This window comes from Burkholderia cenocepacia, assembly GCF_900446215.1.
Taxonomy (GTDB): Bacteria; Pseudomonadota; Gammaproteobacteria; order Burkholderiales; family Burkholderiaceae; genus Burkholderia; species Burkholderia cenocepacia.
In genome coordinates, this window is sequence record NZ_UAQZ01000017.1 from 340,826 (window position 1) to 361,126 (window position 20,301).

The 20,301-nt window shown below is 67.6% G+C and carries 18 protein-coding genes; 8 read left to right on the plus strand and 10 right to left on the minus strand.

The features are described from left to right. Positions 1-123 precede the first annotated feature (123 nt). Positions 124-4,965, plus strand: coding sequence for an NAD-glutamate dehydrogenase (locus DTA15_RS36080; protein WP_006487209.1), 4,842 nt, complete (start codon positions 124-126; stop codon positions 4,963-4,965). Between the two features lie 22 nt (positions 4,966-4,987). On the opposite strand, the gene DTA15_RS36085 is transcribed toward DTA15_RS36080, so the two are convergent. The 6 genes from DTA15_RS36085 to DTA15_RS36110 form a co-directional block, all read right to left on the minus strand. Then, the gene (locus tag DTA15_RS36085; RefSeq protein WP_006487235.1) at positions 4,988-5,851 is read right to left on the minus strand and encodes a class I SAM-dependent methyltransferase; all 864 of its coding nucleotides are present in this window, start codon (positions 5,849-5,851) and stop codon (positions 4,988-4,990) included. 7 nt (positions 5,852-5,858) lie between these two features. Next, positions 5,859-6,209 (minus strand): VOC family protein, encoded by a 351-nt coding sequence (locus DTA15_RS36090; protein ID WP_006487203.1) that lies wholly within the window; start codon positions 6,207-6,209, stop codon positions 5,859-5,861. A 1-nt stretch (position 6,210) separates the two neighbouring features. Further along, complete coding sequence (locus DTA15_RS36095; protein WP_006487211.1) at positions 6,211-6,387, minus strand: ribbon-helix-helix protein, CopG family; 177 nt, start codon at positions 6,385-6,387, stop codon at positions 6,211-6,213. 100 nt (positions 6,388-6,487) lie between these two features. Continuing rightward, complete coding sequence (locus DTA15_RS36100) at positions 6,488-7,318, minus strand: arylamine N-acetyltransferase family protein (protein WP_012493396.1); 831 nt, start codon at positions 7,316-7,318, stop codon at positions 6,488-6,490. A gap of 132 nt (positions 7,319-7,450) precedes the next feature. Next, a complete protein-coding gene (locus tag DTA15_RS36105) occupies positions 7,451-8,137 on the minus strand; it encodes a hypothetical protein (RefSeq protein WP_012493397.1) in 687 nt (228 codons plus the stop codon). A 337-nt stretch (positions 8,138-8,474) separates the two neighbouring features. Further along, on the minus strand, positions 8,475-9,959 hold the full coding sequence (locus DTA15_RS36110; protein WP_006487199.1) for an amidase: 1,485 nt from the start codon (positions 9,957-9,959) through the stop codon (positions 8,475-8,477). A 343-nt stretch (positions 9,960-10,302) separates the two neighbouring features. On the opposite strand from DTA15_RS36110, the gene DTA15_RS36115 reads away from it, so the two are divergent. From DTA15_RS36115 to DTA15_RS36125, 3 genes are all read left to right on the plus strand, one after another. Next, on the plus strand, positions 10,303-10,737 hold the full coding sequence (locus DTA15_RS36115; RefSeq protein ID WP_012493398.1) for a universal stress protein: 435 nt from the start codon (positions 10,303-10,305) through the stop codon (positions 10,735-10,737). A 476-nt stretch (positions 10,738-11,213) separates the two neighbouring features. Next, on the plus strand, positions 11,214-11,462 hold the full coding sequence (locus DTA15_RS36120) for a hypothetical protein (RefSeq protein ID WP_006487226.1): 249 nt from the start codon (positions 11,214-11,216) through the stop codon (positions 11,460-11,462). Between the two features lie 121 nt (positions 11,463-11,583). After that, entirely contained in the window at positions 11,584-12,057 is a 474-nt protein-coding gene (locus DTA15_RS36125) for a nuclear transport factor 2 family protein (RefSeq protein WP_006487189.1), read from the plus strand. Between the two features lie 22 nt (positions 12,058-12,079). Here DTA15_RS36125 and DTA15_RS36130 read toward each other — a convergent pair whose 3' ends face one another. Then, positions 12,080-12,865 carry a BPL-N domain-containing protein gene (locus tag DTA15_RS36130; RefSeq protein WP_006487208.1) on the minus strand — a complete coding sequence of 262 codons (786 nt, stop codon included), beginning with the start codon at positions 12,863-12,865 and terminating at the stop codon, positions 12,080-12,082. A 387-nt stretch (positions 12,866-13,252) separates the two neighbouring features. Between DTA15_RS36130 and acnB the strand changes: the two genes are divergently transcribed. Then, positions 13,253-15,838, plus strand: a complete 2,586-nt coding sequence (gene acnB, locus DTA15_RS36135) for a bifunctional aconitate hydratase 2/2-methylisocitrate dehydratase (RefSeq protein ID WP_006487196.1) — start codon at positions 13,253-13,255, stop codon at positions 15,836-15,838. Between the two features lie 113 nt (positions 15,839-15,951). Here acnB and DTA15_RS36140 read toward each other — a convergent pair whose 3' ends face one another. Continuing rightward, the gene (locus DTA15_RS36140) at positions 15,952-16,455 is read right to left on the minus strand and encodes a DUF4274 domain-containing protein (RefSeq protein WP_006487200.1); all 504 of its coding nucleotides are present in this window, start codon (positions 16,453-16,455) and stop codon (positions 15,952-15,954) included. A 75-nt stretch (positions 16,456-16,530) separates the two neighbouring features. Beyond that, a complete protein-coding gene (locus tag DTA15_RS36145; RefSeq protein WP_006487210.1) occupies positions 16,531-16,944 on the minus strand; it encodes a PPC domain-containing DNA-binding protein in 414 nt (137 codons plus the stop codon). A gap of 313 nt (positions 16,945-17,257) precedes the next feature. Between DTA15_RS36145 and DTA15_RS36150 the strand changes: the two genes are divergently transcribed. The 3 genes from DTA15_RS36150 (at position 17,258) to DTA15_RS36160 (ending at position 19,730) form a co-directional block, all read left to right on the plus strand. Next, positions 17,258-18,160 carry a hypothetical protein gene (locus tag DTA15_RS36150; protein ID WP_034178397.1) on the plus strand — a complete coding sequence of 301 codons (903 nt, stop codon included), beginning with the start codon at positions 17,258-17,260 and terminating at the stop codon, positions 18,158-18,160. 160 nt (positions 18,161-18,320) lie between these two features. Then, complete coding sequence (locus tag DTA15_RS36155; protein ID WP_006487192.1) at positions 18,321-19,247, plus strand: ADP-ribosylglycohydrolase family protein; 927 nt, start codon at positions 18,321-18,323, stop codon at positions 19,245-19,247. Between the two features lie 87 nt (positions 19,248-19,334). Next, on the plus strand, positions 19,335-19,730 hold the full coding sequence (locus DTA15_RS36160) for a RidA family protein (protein WP_006487230.1): 396 nt from the start codon (positions 19,335-19,337) through the stop codon (positions 19,728-19,730). Positions 19,731-19,745: 15 nt separating this feature from the next. Here DTA15_RS36160 and DTA15_RS36165 read toward each other — a convergent pair whose 3' ends face one another. Then, a complete protein-coding gene (locus DTA15_RS36165) occupies positions 19,746-20,300 on the minus strand; it encodes a GNAT family N-acetyltransferase (protein WP_006487190.1) in 555 nt (184 codons plus the stop codon). Position 20,301 lies beyond the last annotated feature (1 nt).

Sequence of the window (20,301 nt, forward strand, 5' to 3'; positions counted from 1 at the left end):
GGGCGCCGCAGGCCCGCTCTACCGCCCGCCGCCGTTGTGCGCCCGCACATCGCTTTGTCACGCAATCGGCGCATAATGCCGGACAGACGCAGCCGCCAATGGCCACCCGACGAGGAGACCGCCATGGAAGCGAAGAACGAGGAAGTCGTCGCACACCTGCTCTCCGACGTCGTCGAATTCGCGCGCGCTCGGCTGCCCGAAGCCACGTTCCGGACCGTCGAACCCTTCCTGCGTCATTACTACGATTTCGTCGATGCCGACGATCTGCAGAACCGCAGCATCGCCGACCTGTACGGCGCCGCGATGGCGCACTGGCAGACCGCGCAGAAATTCGTGCCCGGCAGCGAACGCCTGCGCGTGTACAACCCGATCCTCGAACAGCACGGCTGGCATTCCGACCACACGGTGATCGAGATCGTCAACGACGACATGCCGTTCCTCGTCGACTCGGTGACGATGGCCGTCAACCGTCTCGGGCTCGCGCTGCATTCGGCGCTGCATCCGGTGTTCCGCATCTGGCGCGGCGCCGGCGGCGGCATCGAGCGGGTCGACGCGGGCGGCGCGACATCCGGCGACGGCCAGTCGCAACTCGCGTCGTTCATCCATTTCGAAGTCGACCGCTGCGGCGACGCCGCGTTGCTCGACACGCTGCGCGAGGACATCGCGCGCGTGCTCGGCGACGTGCGCGCGTCGGTCGAGGACTGGCCGAAGATCGTCGACATCGCGCGCGCGACCATCAAGGAGATGAAGGCGCGCGAATCGACCGCGGAGGACATCGAGGCGCGCGCGTTCCTCGAATGGATGGCCGCCGATCACTTCACGTTCCTCGGCCAGCGCGACTACGCGCTCGTATCGGACGGCACGGGCTTCGGGCTGCGCGGCATCGAGGGCTCGGGCTTCGGCATCCTGCGCGAAGCGCTGCGCACGTCCGGCGCGCCCGACGTGACGCCGCTGCCGCAGGCCGCCGCCGACATCATCACCGGCGCGTGGCCGATCTTCCTGACCAAGGCGAATTCGCGCGCGACGGTGCACCGGCCCGGCTATCTCGACTACGTCGGCGTGAAACTCGTCGGCGCCGACGGCAAGGTCGTCGGCGAGCGCCGCTTCATCGGGCTCTACACGTCGACCGCGTACATGGTGTCGACGGCCGAGATCCCGATCGTGCGCCGCAAGTGCGCGAACATCCTGCGGCGCGCGGGCTTCCTGCCGAAGGGGCATCTCGGCAAATCGCTCGTGACGGTGCTCGAAACCTATCCGCGCGACGAACTGTTCCAGGCCGACGAAGACCAGCTCTACGATATCGCGCTCGGCATCCTGCGCCTGCAGGAACACCAGCGCACGCGCCTGTTCGTGCGCCGCGACCGGTTCGACCGCTTCGTGTCGTGCCTCGTGTTCGTGCCGCGCGACAAGTACAACACTGACCTGCGCCGCCGCATCGCGAAGCTGCTGGTCGACGCGTACAACGGCGTGAACGTCGAATTCACGCCGCTGCTGTCGGAATCGGCGATCGCGCGGATTCATTTCGTCGTGCATGCCGAACCGGGCACGATGCCCGACGTCGACACGCGCGAACTCGAAACGCGGCTCGTGCAGGTCACGCGCCGCTGGCAGGACGATCTCGCCGACGCGCTGCTCGACGCATTCGGCGAAGAGCAAGGCAACCGCCTGCTGCAGCGCTATGCCGAGTCGTTCCCGGCCGGCTATCGCGACGACTATCCGGCGCGCACGGCCGTGCGCGACATCGAGCTGATCGAGCGCGTGAAGGATTCGGGCCAGCTCGCGATGAACCTGTACCGGCCGATCGAGGCCGAGCCGCGCGCGTTCCGCTTCAAGGTGTATCGCGCGGGCGACCCGATCGCGCTGTCGCGCAGCCTGCCGATGCTCGAACACCTCGGCGTGCGCGTCGACGAGGAGCGGCCGTACCGGATCCAGACGCAGGATGCCGCGCATGCATGGGTACACGATTTCGGCCTCGAGCTCGCCGACGATACCGAGTTCGACATCGAGCGCGTGAAAGGCCTGTTCGAGGATGCGTTCGACCGGATCTGGAGCGGCCGGATCGAGAACGACGACTTCAACCGCCTCGTGCTGCGCGCGCACCTGAGCGCCCGCGAAGTGACGATCCTGCGCGCGTATGCGAAATATCTGCGGCAGGTCGGCTCGACCTTCAGCGACGCGTATATCGAGCGCGCGCTGACCGGCAACCCGGCGATCGCGCGGCAACTCGTCGAGCTGTTCGTGCTGCGCTTCGACCCGCGGATCGGCGACACGCGCGACGTGCAGGCCGAACGGCTGCTGAAGGCGATCGAAGGCGCGCTCGACCAGGTGCCGAACCTCGACGAGGACCGCATCCTGCGCCAGTTCCTCGGCGTGATCAACGCGACCGAACGCACGAACTACTTCCTCGCCGACGCGAACGGCGAATCGAAGCCGTACCTGTCGTTCAAGTTCAACCCGGCGAAGGTGCCCGGCCTGCCGGAACCGAAGCCGATGTTCGAGATCTGGGTGTATTCGCCGCGAGTCGAGGGCGTGCACCTGCGCGGCGGGCGCGTCGCGCGCGGCGGCCTGCGCTGGTCGGATCGCCGCGAGGATTTCCGCACCGAGGTGCTCGGGCTGATGAAGGCGCAGATGGTGAAGAACGTCGTGATCGTGCCGGTCGGCTCGAAAGGCGGCTTCGTCGTGAAGAACCCGCCGCCGCAGAGCGATCGCGAGGCGTGGATGCGCGAAGGCATCGCGTGCTACCAGACGTTCCTGCGCGGGCTGCTCGACCTGACCGACAACCTCGCCGGCAACACGATCGTGCCGCCGCCCGACGTGGTGCGCCACGACCCCGACGATCCGTATCTCGTCGTCGCCGCCGACAAGGGCACGGCCACCTTCTCCGACTACGCGAACGCGATCTCGCACGAATACGGCTTCTGGCTCGACGACGCGTTCGCGTCCGGCGGCTCGGTCGGCTACGACCACAAGAAGATGGCGATCACCGCGCGCGGCGCGTGGGAATCGGTGAAACGGCACTTCCGCGAGATGGGCATCGACACGCAGACGACCGACTTCACCGTGGTCGGCGTCGGCGACATGTCGGGCGACGTGTTCGGCAACGGGATGCTGCTGTCGCCGCATATCCGGCTCGTCGCCGCGTTCGATCACCGGCACATTTTCCTCGACCCGAACCCCGACCCGGCGACGAGCTTCGCGGAGCGCCAGCGCATGTTCGCGCTCGAGCGCTCGAGCTGGGCCGACTACGATACGTCGGTGATTTCGGCGGGCGGCGGCGTGTATCCGCGCACCGCGAAGACGATCCCGCTGTCGCCGGCGGTACAGGCCGCGCTCGGCATCGACGCGCACGCGCTGCCGCCGACCGAATTGATCCGCGCGATCCTGCAGGCGCCGGTCGACCTGCTGTACAACGGCGGCATCGGCACCTACGTGAAGGCGGCGCGCGAAACCCACGCGCAGGTCGGCGACCGCGCGAACGACGCGGTGCGCGTGAACGGCGCGGACCTGCGCTGCAAGGTCGTCGGCGAAGGCGGCAATCTCGGCTGCACGCAGTTCGGCCGCATCGAGTTCGCGCAGCGCGGCGGCCGCATCAACACCGATGCGATCGACAACTCGGCCGGCGTCGATTGTTCGGATCACGAAGTCAACATCAAGATCCTGCTCGGGCTCGTCGTGTCCGACGGCGAGATGACCGAGAAGCAGCGCAACGCACTGCTCGCCGAGATGACCGACGAAGTCGGACTGCTGGTGCTGCGCGACAACTACTACCAGACGCAGGCGCTGTCGATCGCGGGCCGCTATGCGGTCGAGCTGCTCGACGCCGAGGCGCGCCTGATGCGCTGGCTCGAACGCGCGGGCCGCCTGAACCGCGTGATCGAATTCCTGCCGACCGACGACGAAGTCGCCGAGCGGCAGGCCGCGAAGCTCGGCCTCACGTCGCCGGAGCGCGCGGTGCTGCTCGCGTACAGCAAGATGTGGCTCTACGATGCGCTGCTCGAGTCCGACGTGCCCGAGGATCCGCTGGTGGCCGCGATGCTCGTCGACTACTTCCCGAAGCCGCTGCAACAGCGCTTCAGCGAGCCGATGCGCCGCCATCCGCTGCGCCGCGAGATTCTCGCGACGCATCTGACCAACGCGCTCGTGAACCGTGTCGGCTGCGCATTCGTGCACCGGCTGATGGAGGAAACCGACGCGAAGCCGGGCGACATCGTCCGCGCGTGCATCATGGCGCGCGACGTGTTCGATCTCGATGCGGTATGGCGCGACATCGACGCGCTCGACAACCGCGTCGCCGACGACGTGCAGGCGCGCATGTTCGTCGACGTCGCGCGGCTGCTGGAGCGCGCGGCGCTGTGGTTCCTGCGGCATCTGCAGTCGGGCGCGGTGGCCGACGGCGGCGTCGCCGAGCTGATCGCGCGCTGTCGCGACGCGGCGGCGCGGCTCGCCCCGCAACTGCCGTCGCTGCTGCCGGCCGACGATCTCGATGCGTTGTCCGAGCGGCAGCGCGTGCTGGTCGACGCCGGCGTCGACAGCGCGCTCGCGGTACGCGTCGCGAGCGGTGACATCTCGGCCGCGCTGCTCGACATCGCCGAAGTGGCGGCGACCTGCAACCGCAGCCTCGAACTCGTCGCCGGTGTCTATTTCTCGCTCGGCACGCTGCTCAATTACGGGTGGATCGGCGAACGCGCGGCGAACCTGCCGACGCCGACGCACTGGGACATGCTCGCGCGCGCCGCCGCACTCGCGGAGGTCGCGCGGCTCAAGCGCACGCTCGCGACGAGCGCGCTCGCGGAGTCGCCGGATTCGACCACGCCGGAGACGATCGTCGGCGCGTGGCGCGCGCGCCGCGAAGCCGCGCTGGTGCGCTACGAGCACCTGCTCGCGGATCTGCGCGCGTCCGGCGGCGCGAGCCTCGCGGTGCTGCTCGTGGTCGTGCGGGAGATGGCCGTGCTCGAACGCGCGTGACGAGTGTGACGGACGCGACGGGTCAGACCGTCGCGACCAGCAGCTCTTCCGCGCGGTTCGGCGGCCGCAGGCCGTCGGTGCGCTCGGCGAAGTAACGGCGCGTCAGCTCGGCGGCCGACACGTGTTCGGCCTTCGCGAAGCCGGCCTCCCGTGCGAGCGCCTGGATCTGGTCCGGCATGAAGAAGCTGATGAACGGCGTGCCGCTCGCCCGCGCGCCCTTCGCGGCCATTTCCATCCCCGGGCGCACGTCCGGATCCGCGTTCTCCAGCGGCAGCAGGAACGTCATCGCGAACGTCGAGCCCGGCGCGAGCGACGCGACTTCGCGCAGCGCGGCCGCATTCGCTTCGCGCGTCAGGTACATGCTGACGCCGGTGGATACCACGACCGCCGGCTTGCCGGCATCGAAGCCCGCACCGACGAGCGCGTCGCGCCACGACTGCTTCGCCTCGAAATCCACCGGCACGAAGCGCAGCCAGTCGGGCACGCCGAAGCCGAGCTCGACCAGGCGGCGCTGCTTCCAGCGCTGCGGCGCCGGCTGGTCGACTTCGAACACGGTCACGCGCGACGCCATGTCCGGCCGACGCTGCACGAAGCTGTCGAGCCCCGCGCCGAGGATCACGTACTGGCGCACGCCGCGCGCGGCCTGCTCGGCCACGAGATCCTCGATGAAGCGCGCCCGCGCGACGATCGACGCGCGAAACGGCCGCGTGAACTGCGGATCCATGTCGCCGCGCTGCTGCCAGCCGGGTGCCGGCGCAAGCAATTGCAACCCGATTTCGTCCGTGAGCACATGCGGCGGCGCGTCGAGCTCGACGTGCAGCGCGCGCCACAGCGCGACGCGCGCGGCCGTGCTGTCGGGCGCGTCGTCTTCGCGGATAGCCGTCATGTCGACCTCACTCGCCCTGCTTGCCCGGCGCCTGCAGGCGCCACACCCGGCCGTCCGGATCGCGCACCGTCATGTCGCGCGTGCCCCAGTGCGTGTCCTCGAACGGCGTGACGACCTCGACGATCGGCTGCGGCTGCACCGCCTGCTCGTCGGCCACCTTGAGCACGACCTGCATGTCGGGCGTTTCGCTCGGCGGCACTTCGGCGATGAACAGAAATGGACCGTCGCCGCTGCGCAACTGGCCCGAATTGTGGTCGGTTTCGAACTCCAGCCTGAAGCCCAGCGCCTGAAAGAACTTCGCCGACTTGCCCCAGTTGTGGGTGGTCAGATACACGGCTTCGATCCGCTCGGATGACATGTCACTCCTCCTTGTTGGACGGTTCCGCGCCGGACGGCGGCGCGGCCAGGTACGCGCGCAACGCGTCGGCCACCAGCGCGGACAGCGATTGCTCCGTTTCGATGGCACGATGCTTGACCTGCCGGATCAGGCCGAGCGGCAGGTACACGTTGAATTGCTTCACTTCTTCGTCGGTCATGGATACTAGTATGCTAGCAATCTAGCAAAAGTCAACTGACGGTGATCGCGGGATGGTCGCGGCCCGCGTGCGGGCCGCCGTCGGATGTCGGGGGTTCGCGTTACCGCGCGGGGCGCGCCGCGAGTCGCGCGAACAGCGCGTCGAGATCGAATCCCGCCGTATTGATGCCGATCGTGTCGCGCAGGCACGCGGCCCAGTCGGCAGCATTGTCGAACGTGACCGTGCGCCCGGCCCCCGCCGCGTCGCGCAACGTCAGCGCGGTGTTGAGCAGCGCCGCGCGGCCGTCCGGCAGCACGCGACAAGCGATCAGGTCGTTCACGAAGATCGATTCGGGATAGGTCGACGTGAACCAGTTCGCGGCGTCGTAATCGATCCATTCGGCCGGCTTCAGCGAGAAGCGGTAGGTCGTCTGCCAGCCGTCGGGGATTTCGAACTGCATGTCGAATTCGCCGTCGACCGGCGCGTCGATCACGCGAAACGCGCCGTGCGGCGTCAGTTGCCGCTCGCCCGGCACGAAGCGCAGCGGCGCGGTCAGCGTCGCGCTGCCGAAGCCGATGTCCGCGAGCCACGCGGCCCCGTCGAGGTCGATGCGCAGCAACATGTGCGTCTGCGCGGTGACGATCTCAGGCGGCCGCATCCAGCGCACGCGCGCGATCAGCGGCGTGACGCGAAAACCGATCGTCGTGAGCGCGGTGTAGAACAGCTTGTTGAGTTCGAAGCAGTAGCCGCCGCGGCGGCGTTCGACCACCTTGTCGACGATCGCGGGCAGGTCGAGCGCGACGCGCGCGCCGGTCAGCGGATTGAGGTTTTCGAACGGAATCGCCTGCGGGTGCAGCAGATGCAGCCGGCGCAGCACGTCCAGCGTCGGCGCGGCCGGGCCGTCGTAGCCGATGCGGGAGAAATAGCGCGAGAGGTCGAACGAGTCAGTCATGAACCGGCACCGATAAAAGGGACCCGCCACGATAGCATCGCGCGCAATCCCCATGTTGTGCGGGGCGATTGTTCGTGGTCGACGCGCGCGATGCGGGCCGCGCATCGCGCGCACATCCGCGCCACGTTGACGTTACGGCAGCAGCTTCAGCGCGGACGACGCGACCGACGGCACCGAAATGCCCTGGCTCGTCGCGAACTGGACGGCCTGGCCGAGCGTCGCGGCCAGCGACTGCAACTGGCCCGGCGCGCTTTGCGCGATATACGACGCGGCCTGCATGTTCTGCGGATTCAGGCCCGACTGCAGCAACGACGCGGCGCTCGTCGAACCGAGATTGCCGAGCCCCGACTGCAGTTGCGAATACTGCGTGAGCCCCTGCCCGAGCGACGCGAGCCCGTTGCTGAACGCCTGCTTGTCGATCGGGCCGTGCGTGGCGCCGCCGCTCGCGAACGCCTGGCCGAGCGCCTGCGACACCGATTGCTGCGCGCCGCCCATCTGCGACAGCGTGGCCGGCGACAGTGCATCGGCACCGGACAACTGACTCGCGGCCTGCTGCGCCTGCCCGGCCGCCCCCGTCAGACCCATCGCCGATGCGAGCGACGACTGGCCGTTCAGCACCTGCTGGTTCGCCCCGACATAGGCCTGCAGCAATTGCGCGACACCGCCCTGCGCAGGCGCCGCCTGCTGCTGCCCGCCGCCGAGCAGCGACGCGCCGAGCGACTGCAGGTCGAGCTGCGCGTGCGCGGCGCCGCTCACCAGGATGCCGAACGCGATGCCTGCCGAGGCCAGATGCCGGCCCGTCGCGCGAATGTGCTTCATGTGTGTTCCTCGTGCCCGAATTGTCGAGGCGATATTGTCGAAGCGCGTCGCGCGCCGCCGCAACGACTGAAACACATCGAAACGAAATCCGGCGGCGGCGCCGCTTGCAATTCGGCGACCGACGGGCCCCGTCACGCAGATTCGCGCGCGTTTGCCGAGCGATGTCGTGCGCGCATCCCGATTCGTTCTCCGGCTGCATCAATGGCGGATGTCGGGTCCGGCGGGCGCCCGCGAACGTCGCGTCGAGCGATGCAAAACGAAACGGGCAGCTCGTCGCCGCCCGCTCCGTCACCCCGGCAACTGGCTACCGGCTACCGGTTGCCCGCCTGCCGCGGCATCACGCGGCCATCCACGCCGGCACGCGCCGGGCCACCCAGTCGGCCGCCCGCTCGTAGCCGCGCGCAAGCTGCAGCACGGCGAGATCGGCGCGCGGACGCCCGATCAGTTGCATCCCCATCGGCAACCCCGCGTCGTTGAAGCCGACCGGCACGTTGATCACCGGGCAGCCGGCCAGCGTCCACGGCACGACCGTTTCCATCCAGCGGTGGTAGGTGTCCATCGCGCGGCCCGCGATCTCCTTCGGCCAGCGCTGGTCGACGTCGAACGGGAACACCTGCGCGGTCGGCGCCGCGATGAAGTCGTAGCGATCGAAGAAGCTCAGCACTGCCTGATGCCACGCGGTCCGTTCGACGCTCGCATCGAACACCGCCGCGCCCTGCAGCGCGAGCAGCCCTTCGACCTCGTAGATCGCCTCGGGCTTCAGCAGCGCACGGCGCGCCGGGTCGCGATAGTGCGCGAGCAGCCCGCCGCCCGACAGCAGGTGCCGGTGCGCGAGCCACAGACGCCAGATCCGGTCGGGTGCGAACGCCGGCAGCGCGGCATCGACGTCGCAGCCGATCTCGCGCAGCGTCGCCAGCCCGTGCTCGCACTGCGCGAGCACGCCGGCCTCGGTCGCGAGATAACCGTTCCAGTCGCCGACCCACGCGATGCGCTTGCCGCGCAGGTCCGCGTCGAGCGGCTGCGCGAACACCGCCGGATCGTCCGCGAGCGACAGCGGATCGTTGCGGTCGTAGCCGGCCTGGATCGCGAGCAGTTGCGCGACGTCGCCGACGGTGCGCCCCATCGGCCCTTCGATGCCGAGCTGCTGCATGAACACGTCGACGCCCGGCCAGCGCGGCACGCGGCCCTGCGACGGGCGAAAGCCGTAGATGTTGCAGAACGCGGCCGGGTTGCGCAGCGACCCGCCGAAATCGCTGCCGTCCGCCACCGGCAGCATCCGCGACGCGAGCGCCGCCGCCGTGCCGCCGCTGCTGCCGCCCGCGCTCTTCGTCAGGTCGTACGGGTTGCGCGTCGCGCCGTAGACTTCGTTGAACGTATGCGAACCGAGCCCGAACTCGGGCGTATTGGTCTTGCCGATGAAGATCGCGCCGGCCGCGCGCATCCGCGCGACGCCGACGGAATCGGCCTGCGGTACGTTCTCGCGGAAGATCGGCGAGCCGTAGGTCGTGCGCAGCCCCTTCGTCATCGCCAGATCCTTCGGCGCCTGCGGCATCCCGTGCAGCCAGCCGCGATACTCGCCGCGCGCCAGCTCCGCGTCCTTTTCCGCGGCTTCCGCCAGCAGCGCATCGCGATCGCGCAGCGCGACGATCGCGTTGATCGCGCCGTTCACGCGCTCGATGTGATCGAGATACGCACGCATCGTCTCGACGCACGACACCGCCTTGCTGCGGATCGCCGACGCGAGCTCGCCGGCCGACAGGCGTACGACCGGATCGACGGAAATGGAAGCGGGAGCGAGAAACTGCGGGGCGCCGTGCGGCATGCGGGGTCTCCTGGGAAGCGGTAGCGGATGGCGCGCCGCCGTGCGGCGGCCGACGCTCTACTCTACGCGACGCGCCCCGGGCGACCTCCGATATTTTGCGGCGCAATTCATTGCGGATCCGACTGAATCGCGCTCGCGCGAACGGCCGGCGACGACCGGGCGGAACGGGCGACGCCGCTCGCTGCCGTTTATGCGCATAAACTTAAATTTTTTATATTTTTAATCGGTGCGTCACGGGACCGCGCGCGTTAACGACATTTTTATGCGGCCGGCCGATCTCTTTAGATCGCTTCGTGCGGCCGCACGCTACGCTGGAAGCACTTCGTTTCCGGGTTCATCGTCCATGCTCAAGCTGCTGGTTCCGGTCGGTCATTCACCGCGCTCGCTTCAGGCCGTCCGGCACGCGACGTTTCTGTATCGCGAGCGCTGCGCATCGGAGGTCGTGCTGATCAACGTGCAGGCGCCGCTGGAATCGACGCGGCTCGAGGCCTATCACCCGCTGTCGCGGTTGCGCGCGATCGAGACGCAATTCGCGACCGACGATCTCGCGATGGCCGAGCGGATCCTGCGCGATGCGGACGTGAAGTTCAGCGTCGTGATGAAGGTCGGGCCGGTGGCCGACACGATCGCGGCCACGGCGGCCGAGACCGGGTGCGACGAGATCGTCGTGGCCGGGCCGCGACGCGATCCGCTGCACGCGTTGATGTCGGTGTTTCGGCGCAGCGTGATGGCGCGGCTGGTGCGGATTTCGAATGTGCCGGTGACGGCGGTGCAATGACGGAAACGGCGCGTCATGCGTGCGCATCGTGCGCACGCTGTCGCGCGGCGCTCAATCGATGACCTTGCGCCAGAACACGAAATAGGCGGCCGCCGAAGACGCCAGCAGCAGGATGGCCCACATCGGGGCAAGACTGATCAGGACGGAAGAGACGTTCAACATTTTGGTTTCCTCACTATTTCGACAGCGATATTCGACATTTGCGTGCTTGCCGGACCCGATGCATCGCCCCCGCATCGCGTGCCGTCAAATCATGCATTCATGCTATCGCTTCGAACGGCCGTGCGACCGCCGCCGCCCGCCCGCACCCTGACATTCGTCAAACTCCCGCGCATTGGCCGCTCGTCGGACGGCGACCGAAAAACGGGACAGGATCGTCCGCTCCGCCAGCGCTTTCAGCAGACGTTTACCGGGGGAAGCCCCAAGTGCTTCGTCGAACGTGTCCGCGTTACGCTTGAGCGACGAGGAGACGAACCATGAGACGAGCCGTACATATCGCCGTTTTTGCACTGCTGGCCTATCTCATCGGCGATCGCGCGATCCTGCACGCGCAGGGCCGCGACGCCAGCCCGCTCGCGTGCGAGCAAGGCGCCGCGCAGGTCAAGGCCGACGCGCTCGGTCGCGGCTTCGGCGAAGCCGCCGCCGGTAGCCAGAGTGAGGCGTTCATGTCGGGCTGCCTGGTGACGGGACGCAGCGATCAGGACGTCGCGATGGCGGCCCGCTGACGCGCCGCATCCGGCGACGAGCCGGCCGCGCCCGAAGTCGCGGGCGCCGGTTCGCGCTGCCTGCCCCACTGTCCCGATACGGACGTTGCCGTCCGCCATCCCTGCCCCGTTACGCCCCGACATGACCGATCCGAACACCGCGTTGATCCAGCGCTTCTACACGGCCTTCCAGCAGCGCGACATCGACACGATGCTCGCGTGCTATGCCGACGACATCGTGTTCAGCGATCCCGCGTTCGGCGAGCTGCGTGGCGAGCTCGCACGCGACATGTGGCGGATGCTGGTCGCGCGGGCGCAGGAATTCTCGCTGACGTTCGGCGAAGTCGCCGCGGACGACCAGGCCGGGCGCGCGAAATGGCGCGCGGACTACCGGTTCGCCGCGACCGGACGGAGGGTGGTCAACCGGATCGACGCGCGTTTCCGGTTTCGCGACGGACGCATCGTCGAGCATCGCGACCATTTCGACCTGTGGCGCTGGGCGCGTCAGGCGCTCGGGATGAAGGGCGCGCTGCTCGGCTGGACGCCTTTCATGCAGCGCGCGATCCGCGCGCAGGCACGGAAAAATCTCGACGCGTATCGCGCCAAGCGGAAATAGGCCACGCCCCGCGGCCGCATCGCTACGGCTTCATCGTCGCGTCGATCAGGTCGTAGGCCATGTCCGGCACCACGCCGTCCGGGTTCGTCAGGTCGTTCTGGCGATACCAGCTTTCATCGGCCTCCGGATGCGGGCCGGCAAGGCCGACGCGTCCTTTGCCGTAGCGGTACGTGGCGGCGGCGATGTCCTTGTTCGGGTAGATCGCCAGCACGATCCCGCCGGAGCCGATCGGCGCGACCGGGAGCCTCGCGCCGTCCTGATAATAGATCCAGCGCTTTTTCCCGCGCCAGACGACCGGCGTCACCGTGTCCGCGATGCCGTGAAGCGTCGAGCCCGGCCGGTCGACCTCGGAGTCGATATCGCCGGCAACCAGCCCGAACCCCTGCGCGCCGGCCAGGTAGGCGCCCATGCAGAGCCCCAGGTATCGGCCGCCGTTCGCCACGTAATGCCGCACGGCCCTGATCGCAGGCCGACCGATGCTGGCGGCCGCGCCGGGAATGTCCTGCCCGCCGCCGGGCTGCACATAGAGCGCCGCACCGGCCAGCGCCGCGGGCGTGATCTTGAGCCGTTCCGCCGGCCCCACGTAGATCACCCGGAACCGGTAGTCCGATTCCCGCAGGCGTCTGGCGATGGTTTCGGGGCACCCGTCGCAGGCGGCAGGCCCGCGATAGACCAGCGCGACCGGCCGGCTCGCCGCGTCGCGCGCTTCGTCGCCGGGCGCGGCCGCGTGAACGGCCGGCGACGCGACGAGCGTCGCCATCAGGAAAATCGCGTCTCTGGAGCGCATGTCGTGGATCGCCGGAGTCAAGGAAATCGCCGCCGCCCGGGTCGAATCGACAGGGGCGCGACGACTTCCGCCTCCAGTTCCGAAACCCGATTGCAAGCTGCGTGACGGCAAGCGTAGCGGCCCGAACGCGCCCGGTGTGTACCGTTTCCTGCGGGCTTGTGCAGATATGTGCGGCACCGGCGGCCTGAGCCGACACCCTGCACTCGCCCGCCCGACCGCGCCCGACAAGGCCGCCTCCCGCCATGCAACCCCGCCTTCCGTGTTTCGCATTGCCAACTCTTATATAAGACATAAGACATTTGACGTTACACACCATTGAGATTAGAATCCCGCTCAAAGCAGTGCCTGGAATAGCCCCGGAGTGCCGGCAAGGCCTTCCCCTCAAACGCAATATCAGCAGGTCTCCCCATGCTTGAAAACTTTCGTGCTCACGTGGCCGCCCGCGCCGCGCTCGGTATTCCTCCCCTGCCGCTGACGGCTCAGCAGACCGCCGAACTGGTCGAATTGCTGACGAACCCGCCCGCCGGCGAAGAGCAGACGCTGCTCGAGCTGATCACCCATCGCGTGCCCGCCGGCGTCGACGAAGCCGCCCGCGTGAAGGCCGGCTTCCTGGCCGCCGTGGCCAAGGGCGAGACCGCCTGCCCGCTGATCTCGCGTGCGCACGCGACCGAGCTGCTCGGCACGATGCTCGGCGGCTACAACATCCAGCCGCTGATCGAGCTGCTGTCCGACGAGGCCGTCGCCGCGGTCGCCGCCGACGCGCTGAAGAAAACCCTGCTGATGTTCGACCAGTTCCACGACGTGAAGGAACTCGCCGACAAGGGCAACGCGCACGCGAAGGCCGTGCTGCAGAGCTGGGCCGATGCCGAATGGTTCACGAGCCGTCCGGAAGTGCCGGAAAGCCTGACCATCACCGTATTCAAGGTCACGGGCGAAACCAACACCGACGACCTGTCGCCGGCGCCGGACGCCACCACCCGCCCGGACATCCCGATGCACGCGCTCGCGATGCTGAAGAACGCGCGCCCGGGCATCACGCCGGAAGAAGACGGCAAGCGCGGCCCGGTCAAGTTCATCGAATCGCTGAAGGAAAAGGGCCACCTGGTCGCCTACGTCGGCGACGTGGTCGGCACCGGCTCCTCGCGCAAGTCGGCCACCAACTCGGTGCTGTGGTTCACCGGCGAAGACATTCCGTTCGTCCCGAACAAGCGCTTCGGCGGCGTGTGCCTCGGCGGCAAGATCGCCCCGATCTTCTACAACACGATGGAAGACGCCGGCGCGCTGCCGATCGAGCTCGACGTGTCGCAGATGGAAATGGGCGACGTGGTCGAACTGCGCCCGTACGAAGGCAAGGCGCTGAAGGACGGCAAGGTCATCGCCGAATTCCAGGTCAAGTCCGACGTGCTGTTCGACGAAGTGCGCGCCGGCGGCCGCATTCCGCTGATCATCGGCCGCGGCCTGACCGCGAAGGCGCGCGAAGCGCTCGGTCTCGCGCCGTCGACGCTGTTCCGCCTGCCGCACCAGCCGGCCGACAGCGGCAAGGGCTTCTCGCTCGCGCAGAAGATGGTCGGCCGCGCGTGCGGTCTGCCGGAAGGCCAGGGCGTGCGCCCGGGCACGTACTGCGAACCGAAGATGACCTCGGTCGGCTCGCAGGACACCACGGGCCCGATGACCCGCGACGAACTGAAGGACCTCGCGTGCCTCGGCTTCTCGGCCGATCTCGTGATGCAGTCGTTCTGCCACACCGCCGCGTATCCGAAGCCGGTCGACGTGAAGACGCACCAGACGCTGCCGAACTTCATCAGCACGCGCGGCGGCATCGCGCTGCGCCCGGGCGACGGCGTGATCCACTCGTGGCTGAACCGCATGCTGCTGCCCGACACCGTCGGCACCGGCGGCGATTCGCACACGCGCTTCCCGATCGGCATCAGCTTCCCCGCAGGTTCGGGCCTGGTCGCGTTCGCGGCCGCTACCGGCACGATGCCGCTGGACATGCCGGAATCGGTGCTGGTCCGCTTCAAGGGCAAGATGCAGCCGGGCGTCACGCTGCGTGACCTCGTCAACGCAATTCCGCTGTACGCGATCAAGCACGGCATGCTGACGGTCGCCAAGCAGGGCAAGAAGAACATCTTCTCGGGCCGCATTCTCGAAATCGAAGGCCTGCCCGACCTGAAGGTCGAGCAAGCGTTCGAGCTGTCGGATGCGTCCGCCGAGCGTTCGGCTGCCGGTTGCACGGTGCGCCTGAACAAGGAACCGATCATCGAGTACCTGAACAGCAACATCACGCTGCTCAAGTGGATGATCGCGCAGGGCTACCAGGATCCGCGCAGCCTGCAGCGCCGCATCGCGGCGATGGAACAGTGGCTGGCCGATCCGCAACTGCTGTCGCCGGATGCCGACGCCGAATACGCGGCCGTCATCGAGATCGACCTCGCCGACATCCATGAGCCGATCGTCGCCTGCCCGAACGACCCGGACGACGTGAAGACGCTGTCCGACGTCGCCGGTGCGAAGATCGACGAAGTGTTCATCGGCTCGTGCATGACCAACATCGGTCACTTCCGCGCCGCGTCGAAGCTGCTCGAAGGCAAGCGCGACATTCCGGTCAAGCTGTGGGTCGCGCCGCCGACCAAGATGGACCAGAAGCAACTGACCGAAGAAGGCCACTACGGTGTGTTCGGCACGGCCGGCGCCCGCACCGAAATGCCGGGCTGCTCGCTGTGCATGGGCAACCAGGCACAGGTGCGCGAAGGCGCGACGGTCATGTCGACGTCGACCCGCAACTTCCCGAACCGCCTCGGCAAGAACACGAACGTGTACCTCGGCTCGGCGGAACTGGCGGCGATCTGCTCGCGTCTGGGCAAGATCCCGACCAAGGAAGAGTACATGGCCGACATGGGCGTGCTCACCGCCAACGGCGACAAGATCTACCAGTACATGAACTTCGACCAGATCGAAGACTTCAAGGAAGTGGCCGACACCGTGCAGATGTAAGCACGCAGTCGGGCTGCGACGGGAAGTCGACGTCGCAGCGCACCGAAAGGCGCCGCGGGCCGAATGGCCGCGGCGCTTTTTTTATGCGTCGGCGAACGGACGCGCCCGCGCGGTCAGTCGAGCAGCGCGTGCAGCCGCTCGACCACGTCGAACGGCAGGCCTTCGTCATAGCCGTCCGCTTCGTCGAGATCGACGTACTCGCGGCCGTCGGTCGGCTGCAGCATCAGTGCCGGCACGGGCCGCACGACCGGTACGTCCGGATAATCGTTCGGCCCCGCGCCATCGAAGTCGTGCGGATCGAACCAGATTCCGTGATCGGCGTAATAGCCTTCCGCGTAACGTCGCTCGATCTCGCGCAGCAACCGGAACGTATCCCGTTGATACGACGCGGCGTTTTCGTCCGCATACTGCACGAACCACGCGGCGCCGAGATTCCAGTAGATCAGCAACGCGGTCGCGCGATCGACGTTGCGGTTGTCCAGCAGCCAGCGCAACGCGCGGCCGTTGCCGTCGTAATTGGAGCGTGCGGCGAACCGGTGCCACTGCTCGGGCGTCGCGCCTTCGAGCCAGGTCCGGACGATGTCCCACATTTTCTGTTCGATTTCGGTGTCGTCCATGGAGTGCGTCTTGCGGAATGAGCGGTAACGGGAAGTGCTTCGATGACCGGCGATTCTAGCGCCGCTTCGCGATACTCATGCGGCGTCGCCGCCCGGCTCGCGACGGATCACCAGTTCGTTGAAGCCGGTGCCCGCATCGGGCTCGCGCGAGAAGCGATGCGCGGGCAGCAGCGCGAGCAGGATCTCGGCCGTCGTGCGCACCACGCAACCACTCGCGACATGGCCGCCGGTCACGCGGCCGTCCGCATCCGAGACCGACATGTGCAGATGCGCGCCGTCCGGCGACACCGAACCGGCCAGCGTCAGGATTTCGAGGTCGCCGCGCAGCGCGGTCGGCTGGTCGACGCCGGCGAAGCGCAACTGCGCGACGCTCAGGCTGCCGATGCCCTGGATCACGAAGGCCGCGTGCGCTTCATGCTGGTGTAGCGCTGCCTCGATGGCCCCGCGCAGATCGTCGCCGGGGGAAAGACGCAATGGATGGGCCTGCATGGTCGAGAACCTGTGGGTCGATCGTGGTATCGATCAAGCGTACGTTCGCCGCGTGAATCCGGCAAGTCATCCGCTCGCGATACTCCCCGCGCGTCGGTGTCTTCCCGGCGTCGTTTCATCCGCTACCGTTCGGCTCTGCGCCTCCTGCGCATACGGACCCCTGCCGCCTGGTTTCGCACCAGCCGCAGCGCATCGGTTCGTTTCCGTACGAACGCACATGCGTCCGTATGAAAACCGACCCCAACGTATGCAAGAATCGCTTCCTCGAGGCAATCCCTGCTTTATCGCCCTCTTTCACCGAACGCCCCGTCGAATGCCCAAATGCCAGAATACGTATGAGCGGTTCCACACCCCAAGCGACGACATCGCCGCGCGGGAAGTCGCGGCGATGAGCGATGAGGAGCGTGCGCGCGCCAAGTCGGTGGGGAGCGTGCATGTCCGAAGCTGGCTCGCCATTCTGATGATGCCGGTCGCAGTCGGGCCTGCGATCCCGATGCTCGCGTATTTGCTGGGTATGCTTGCATACCGCGGAACGGTCGATCGGGCCTTCGATATGGATCGTGCGGTTGGCGAAACAGCCGTCACCGTCATATGGGTCACGGCGCTCTTCATCGCAGCGTGGATCGGCCTGAACTGGTGCGTCGCGACGTACGGCACCCGACAGCGGTACTGGCGTGAAATGCCGTCCAACGGGCATGTCGAATTGGAGCGCCATACGCTATGCTCGGCAATCGTCGTGTGGTCGGACGACTACGATCCGGAACCCCTCTACGTCGAGGAATGGATCGACGGCAAGCTCAAATCCAGCATGACCCGAGTCAGGCAGTGGATCCTGACCCGAACGTCCGCCGGTCATTGGCTGGTGCTGGATCATCGAATTGCGGCAGACGGTCGGGGCGCGCCGCCAACGTTCCCCTCGGAGACGAAACGATTGATCCCGCGGCGAGAATTGGCAATAGCATTTGCGCCACGCACCCATATCCGCATCGGATTGAGATGGAGTGGACCCGCGGCGCCATTGACCGTGACGTCCTACCTGCTGTCTCACGCCGAATGTGAGCGCCTGGCTGCGGCGGCTCATCACTATGCTTTTTTTCCGCCGGATCAATATGGCGTCGTCGGTCCCGCCGATGCAGACTGGGTCGGGGAACTCGCCGCCAAGGCACTGGAGCGCGAAGTGCCTGTCGACGTGGCGGCCGGGCGAGCGTTGACGTGATCGTCGCGGGTCGTTTCTACGACGACTGCGGCCGCCACCACGCGAAGGCGGCCGGCGAACAGTCTGGAAAGTACGCCAATTTGCGGCGACTGCATAATGACGGGGTTCAGCTCAAGGTCTTGTGCATGGTTTTCCGCCGCCCCAACCCGAATTCCTTTCGATGACACCGATTCCGAATCGACGCTCCCGCCTGCGCGGCGGCCTGCTTGGCCTGCTGATCGGCGACGCGCTCGGCGTGCCGTACGAATTCCACGACGCCGCGTCGATTCCGCCTCCCGCCGCGATCGACATGACGCCGCCGCCGGGCTTCGCGCGCGCGCACGACGGCGTGCCGCCCGGCACCTGGAGCGACGACGGTGCGCAGGCGCTCGCGCTGCTCGACGCGCTGCTGCGCGAGCACGACCTGAATCTCGACACGTTCGCCGGCAACCTGCTGGACTGGTTTCATCGCGGCGCGTTCACGCCGGACGGCCGCGTATTCGACGTCGGCCTGCAGACGCAGCGTGCGTTCCACGCGCTGGCGGCCGGCGCCGCGCCCGCGACAGCCGGGCCCGGCGACGAGCGCGACAACGGCAACGGCTCGCTGATGCGCTGCTTTCCCGTCGTGATGGTCGCGGCGTCGCGCGACGACGCGATCCGGCTCGCGCGCAAGCAGAGCGTCGTCACGCACGGCCACGTGCGTTCGCAGCTTTGCTGCGCGCTCTATTGCCTGACGGCGCTGGGCATCGTCGACGGCCAGTCGGCTCCCGACGCGGTGCGCACGGCCGAGGACGAACTGCTCGCGCGCCACGAAGGCACGGCCGATGAAATCGAACTGAAGATCGTGCTCGACGGCCGCTTCGACGCACCGCAAGGATCGGGCTATGTGGTCGACAGCTTCTGGTCGGCGATCCATTGCCTGCTGTCGACGGACAGCTACGAGGATTGCGTGAAGCGCGCGATCGCGCTCGGCAACGACACGGATACGACCGCGGCGATCGCCGGCAGCCTCGCCGGCGTGGTGTACGGCGAACGGGCGTTGCCCGCTCGATGGGTTGCGACGCTGCGCGGAAAAGACAAGGTCGAGGGCTGGCTCGCGAAGCTGTGAATACCGCTGCCGATCGCCCCTGAATCGAAGATGGCGGGCCGATCCGGGCCGCCCCGAACAACCGCATCAACCTGAGAGGATGCTCCGATGCTGCGTGCCATCAATCCCCCCGGCGCCACGATTCCCGGCATTTCGCAAGCGATACTCGTCGAAGGTGGTCAACCGCTGTATTTGTCCGGCCATGTTCCGTTCGATGCCGAGGGCGCGGTTGTCGGCGCCGATCATGCAACGCAGCTCGATCAGGTGTTCAGGAACATCGCCGATACGCTTCGCACCGCGGGTGTCGGCTTCGAATCCGTCGCGCGTCTGACGATCTATGTCCGCGATTTCGATTCGAGCCTGTTGCCGCAGATTCGCGAGGTGCGCGACCGCTGGGTCAACACCGCGTGCCCGCCCGCAAGCGCGCTCGTCGGCGTGGCATCGTTGTTCCGCCCGGAGGTACTGGTCGAAGTGGACGCGTTCGCGATCGTTCCTGCCGCGTAATAACCGGCCGCCGCATCAGCCTCGGCCGCGATCGCTCGCCAGCAACCCGTACAGCGCACTGTCCGACACTTCGTCGCCGACGATCCAGCGTTCGCGCAGCAGCCCTTCCCGCACGAAACCGAGCCGTTCAAGCAACCCGGCCGACGCGACGTTGCGCGGATCGATATCCGCCTCGATCCGGTTCAGCCGCAGCGCGCCGAAGGCATGATCGATCATCGCCGACGCCGCTTCGCACATGTATCCGCCGCGCCAGAACGCGCGCCGCAGGCTGAAGCCGATCTCGGCTCGCCGGCACTGCTCGTTCGCATGGAACAGCACGCATTCGCCGAGCGCTTCGCCGGTTTCCCGCAGCTCGAGCACGCAGACCAGGCTCTCCCCGCTCGCGGACGTCTGCACGTTGCGCGCGACGCGCGCCTCGGCCTGCTCGATCTGCGTCATCGGCGAGAACGAGAAGTAGCGCATCGCTTCCGGATCGGACCAGATCTCGAAGAAAGTCGGCGCGTCTGCTTCGCGAAGCGGGCGCAGCACGAGTCGAGCGGTATGCAGCGTGACGGGTTCGAACAGGGGCATG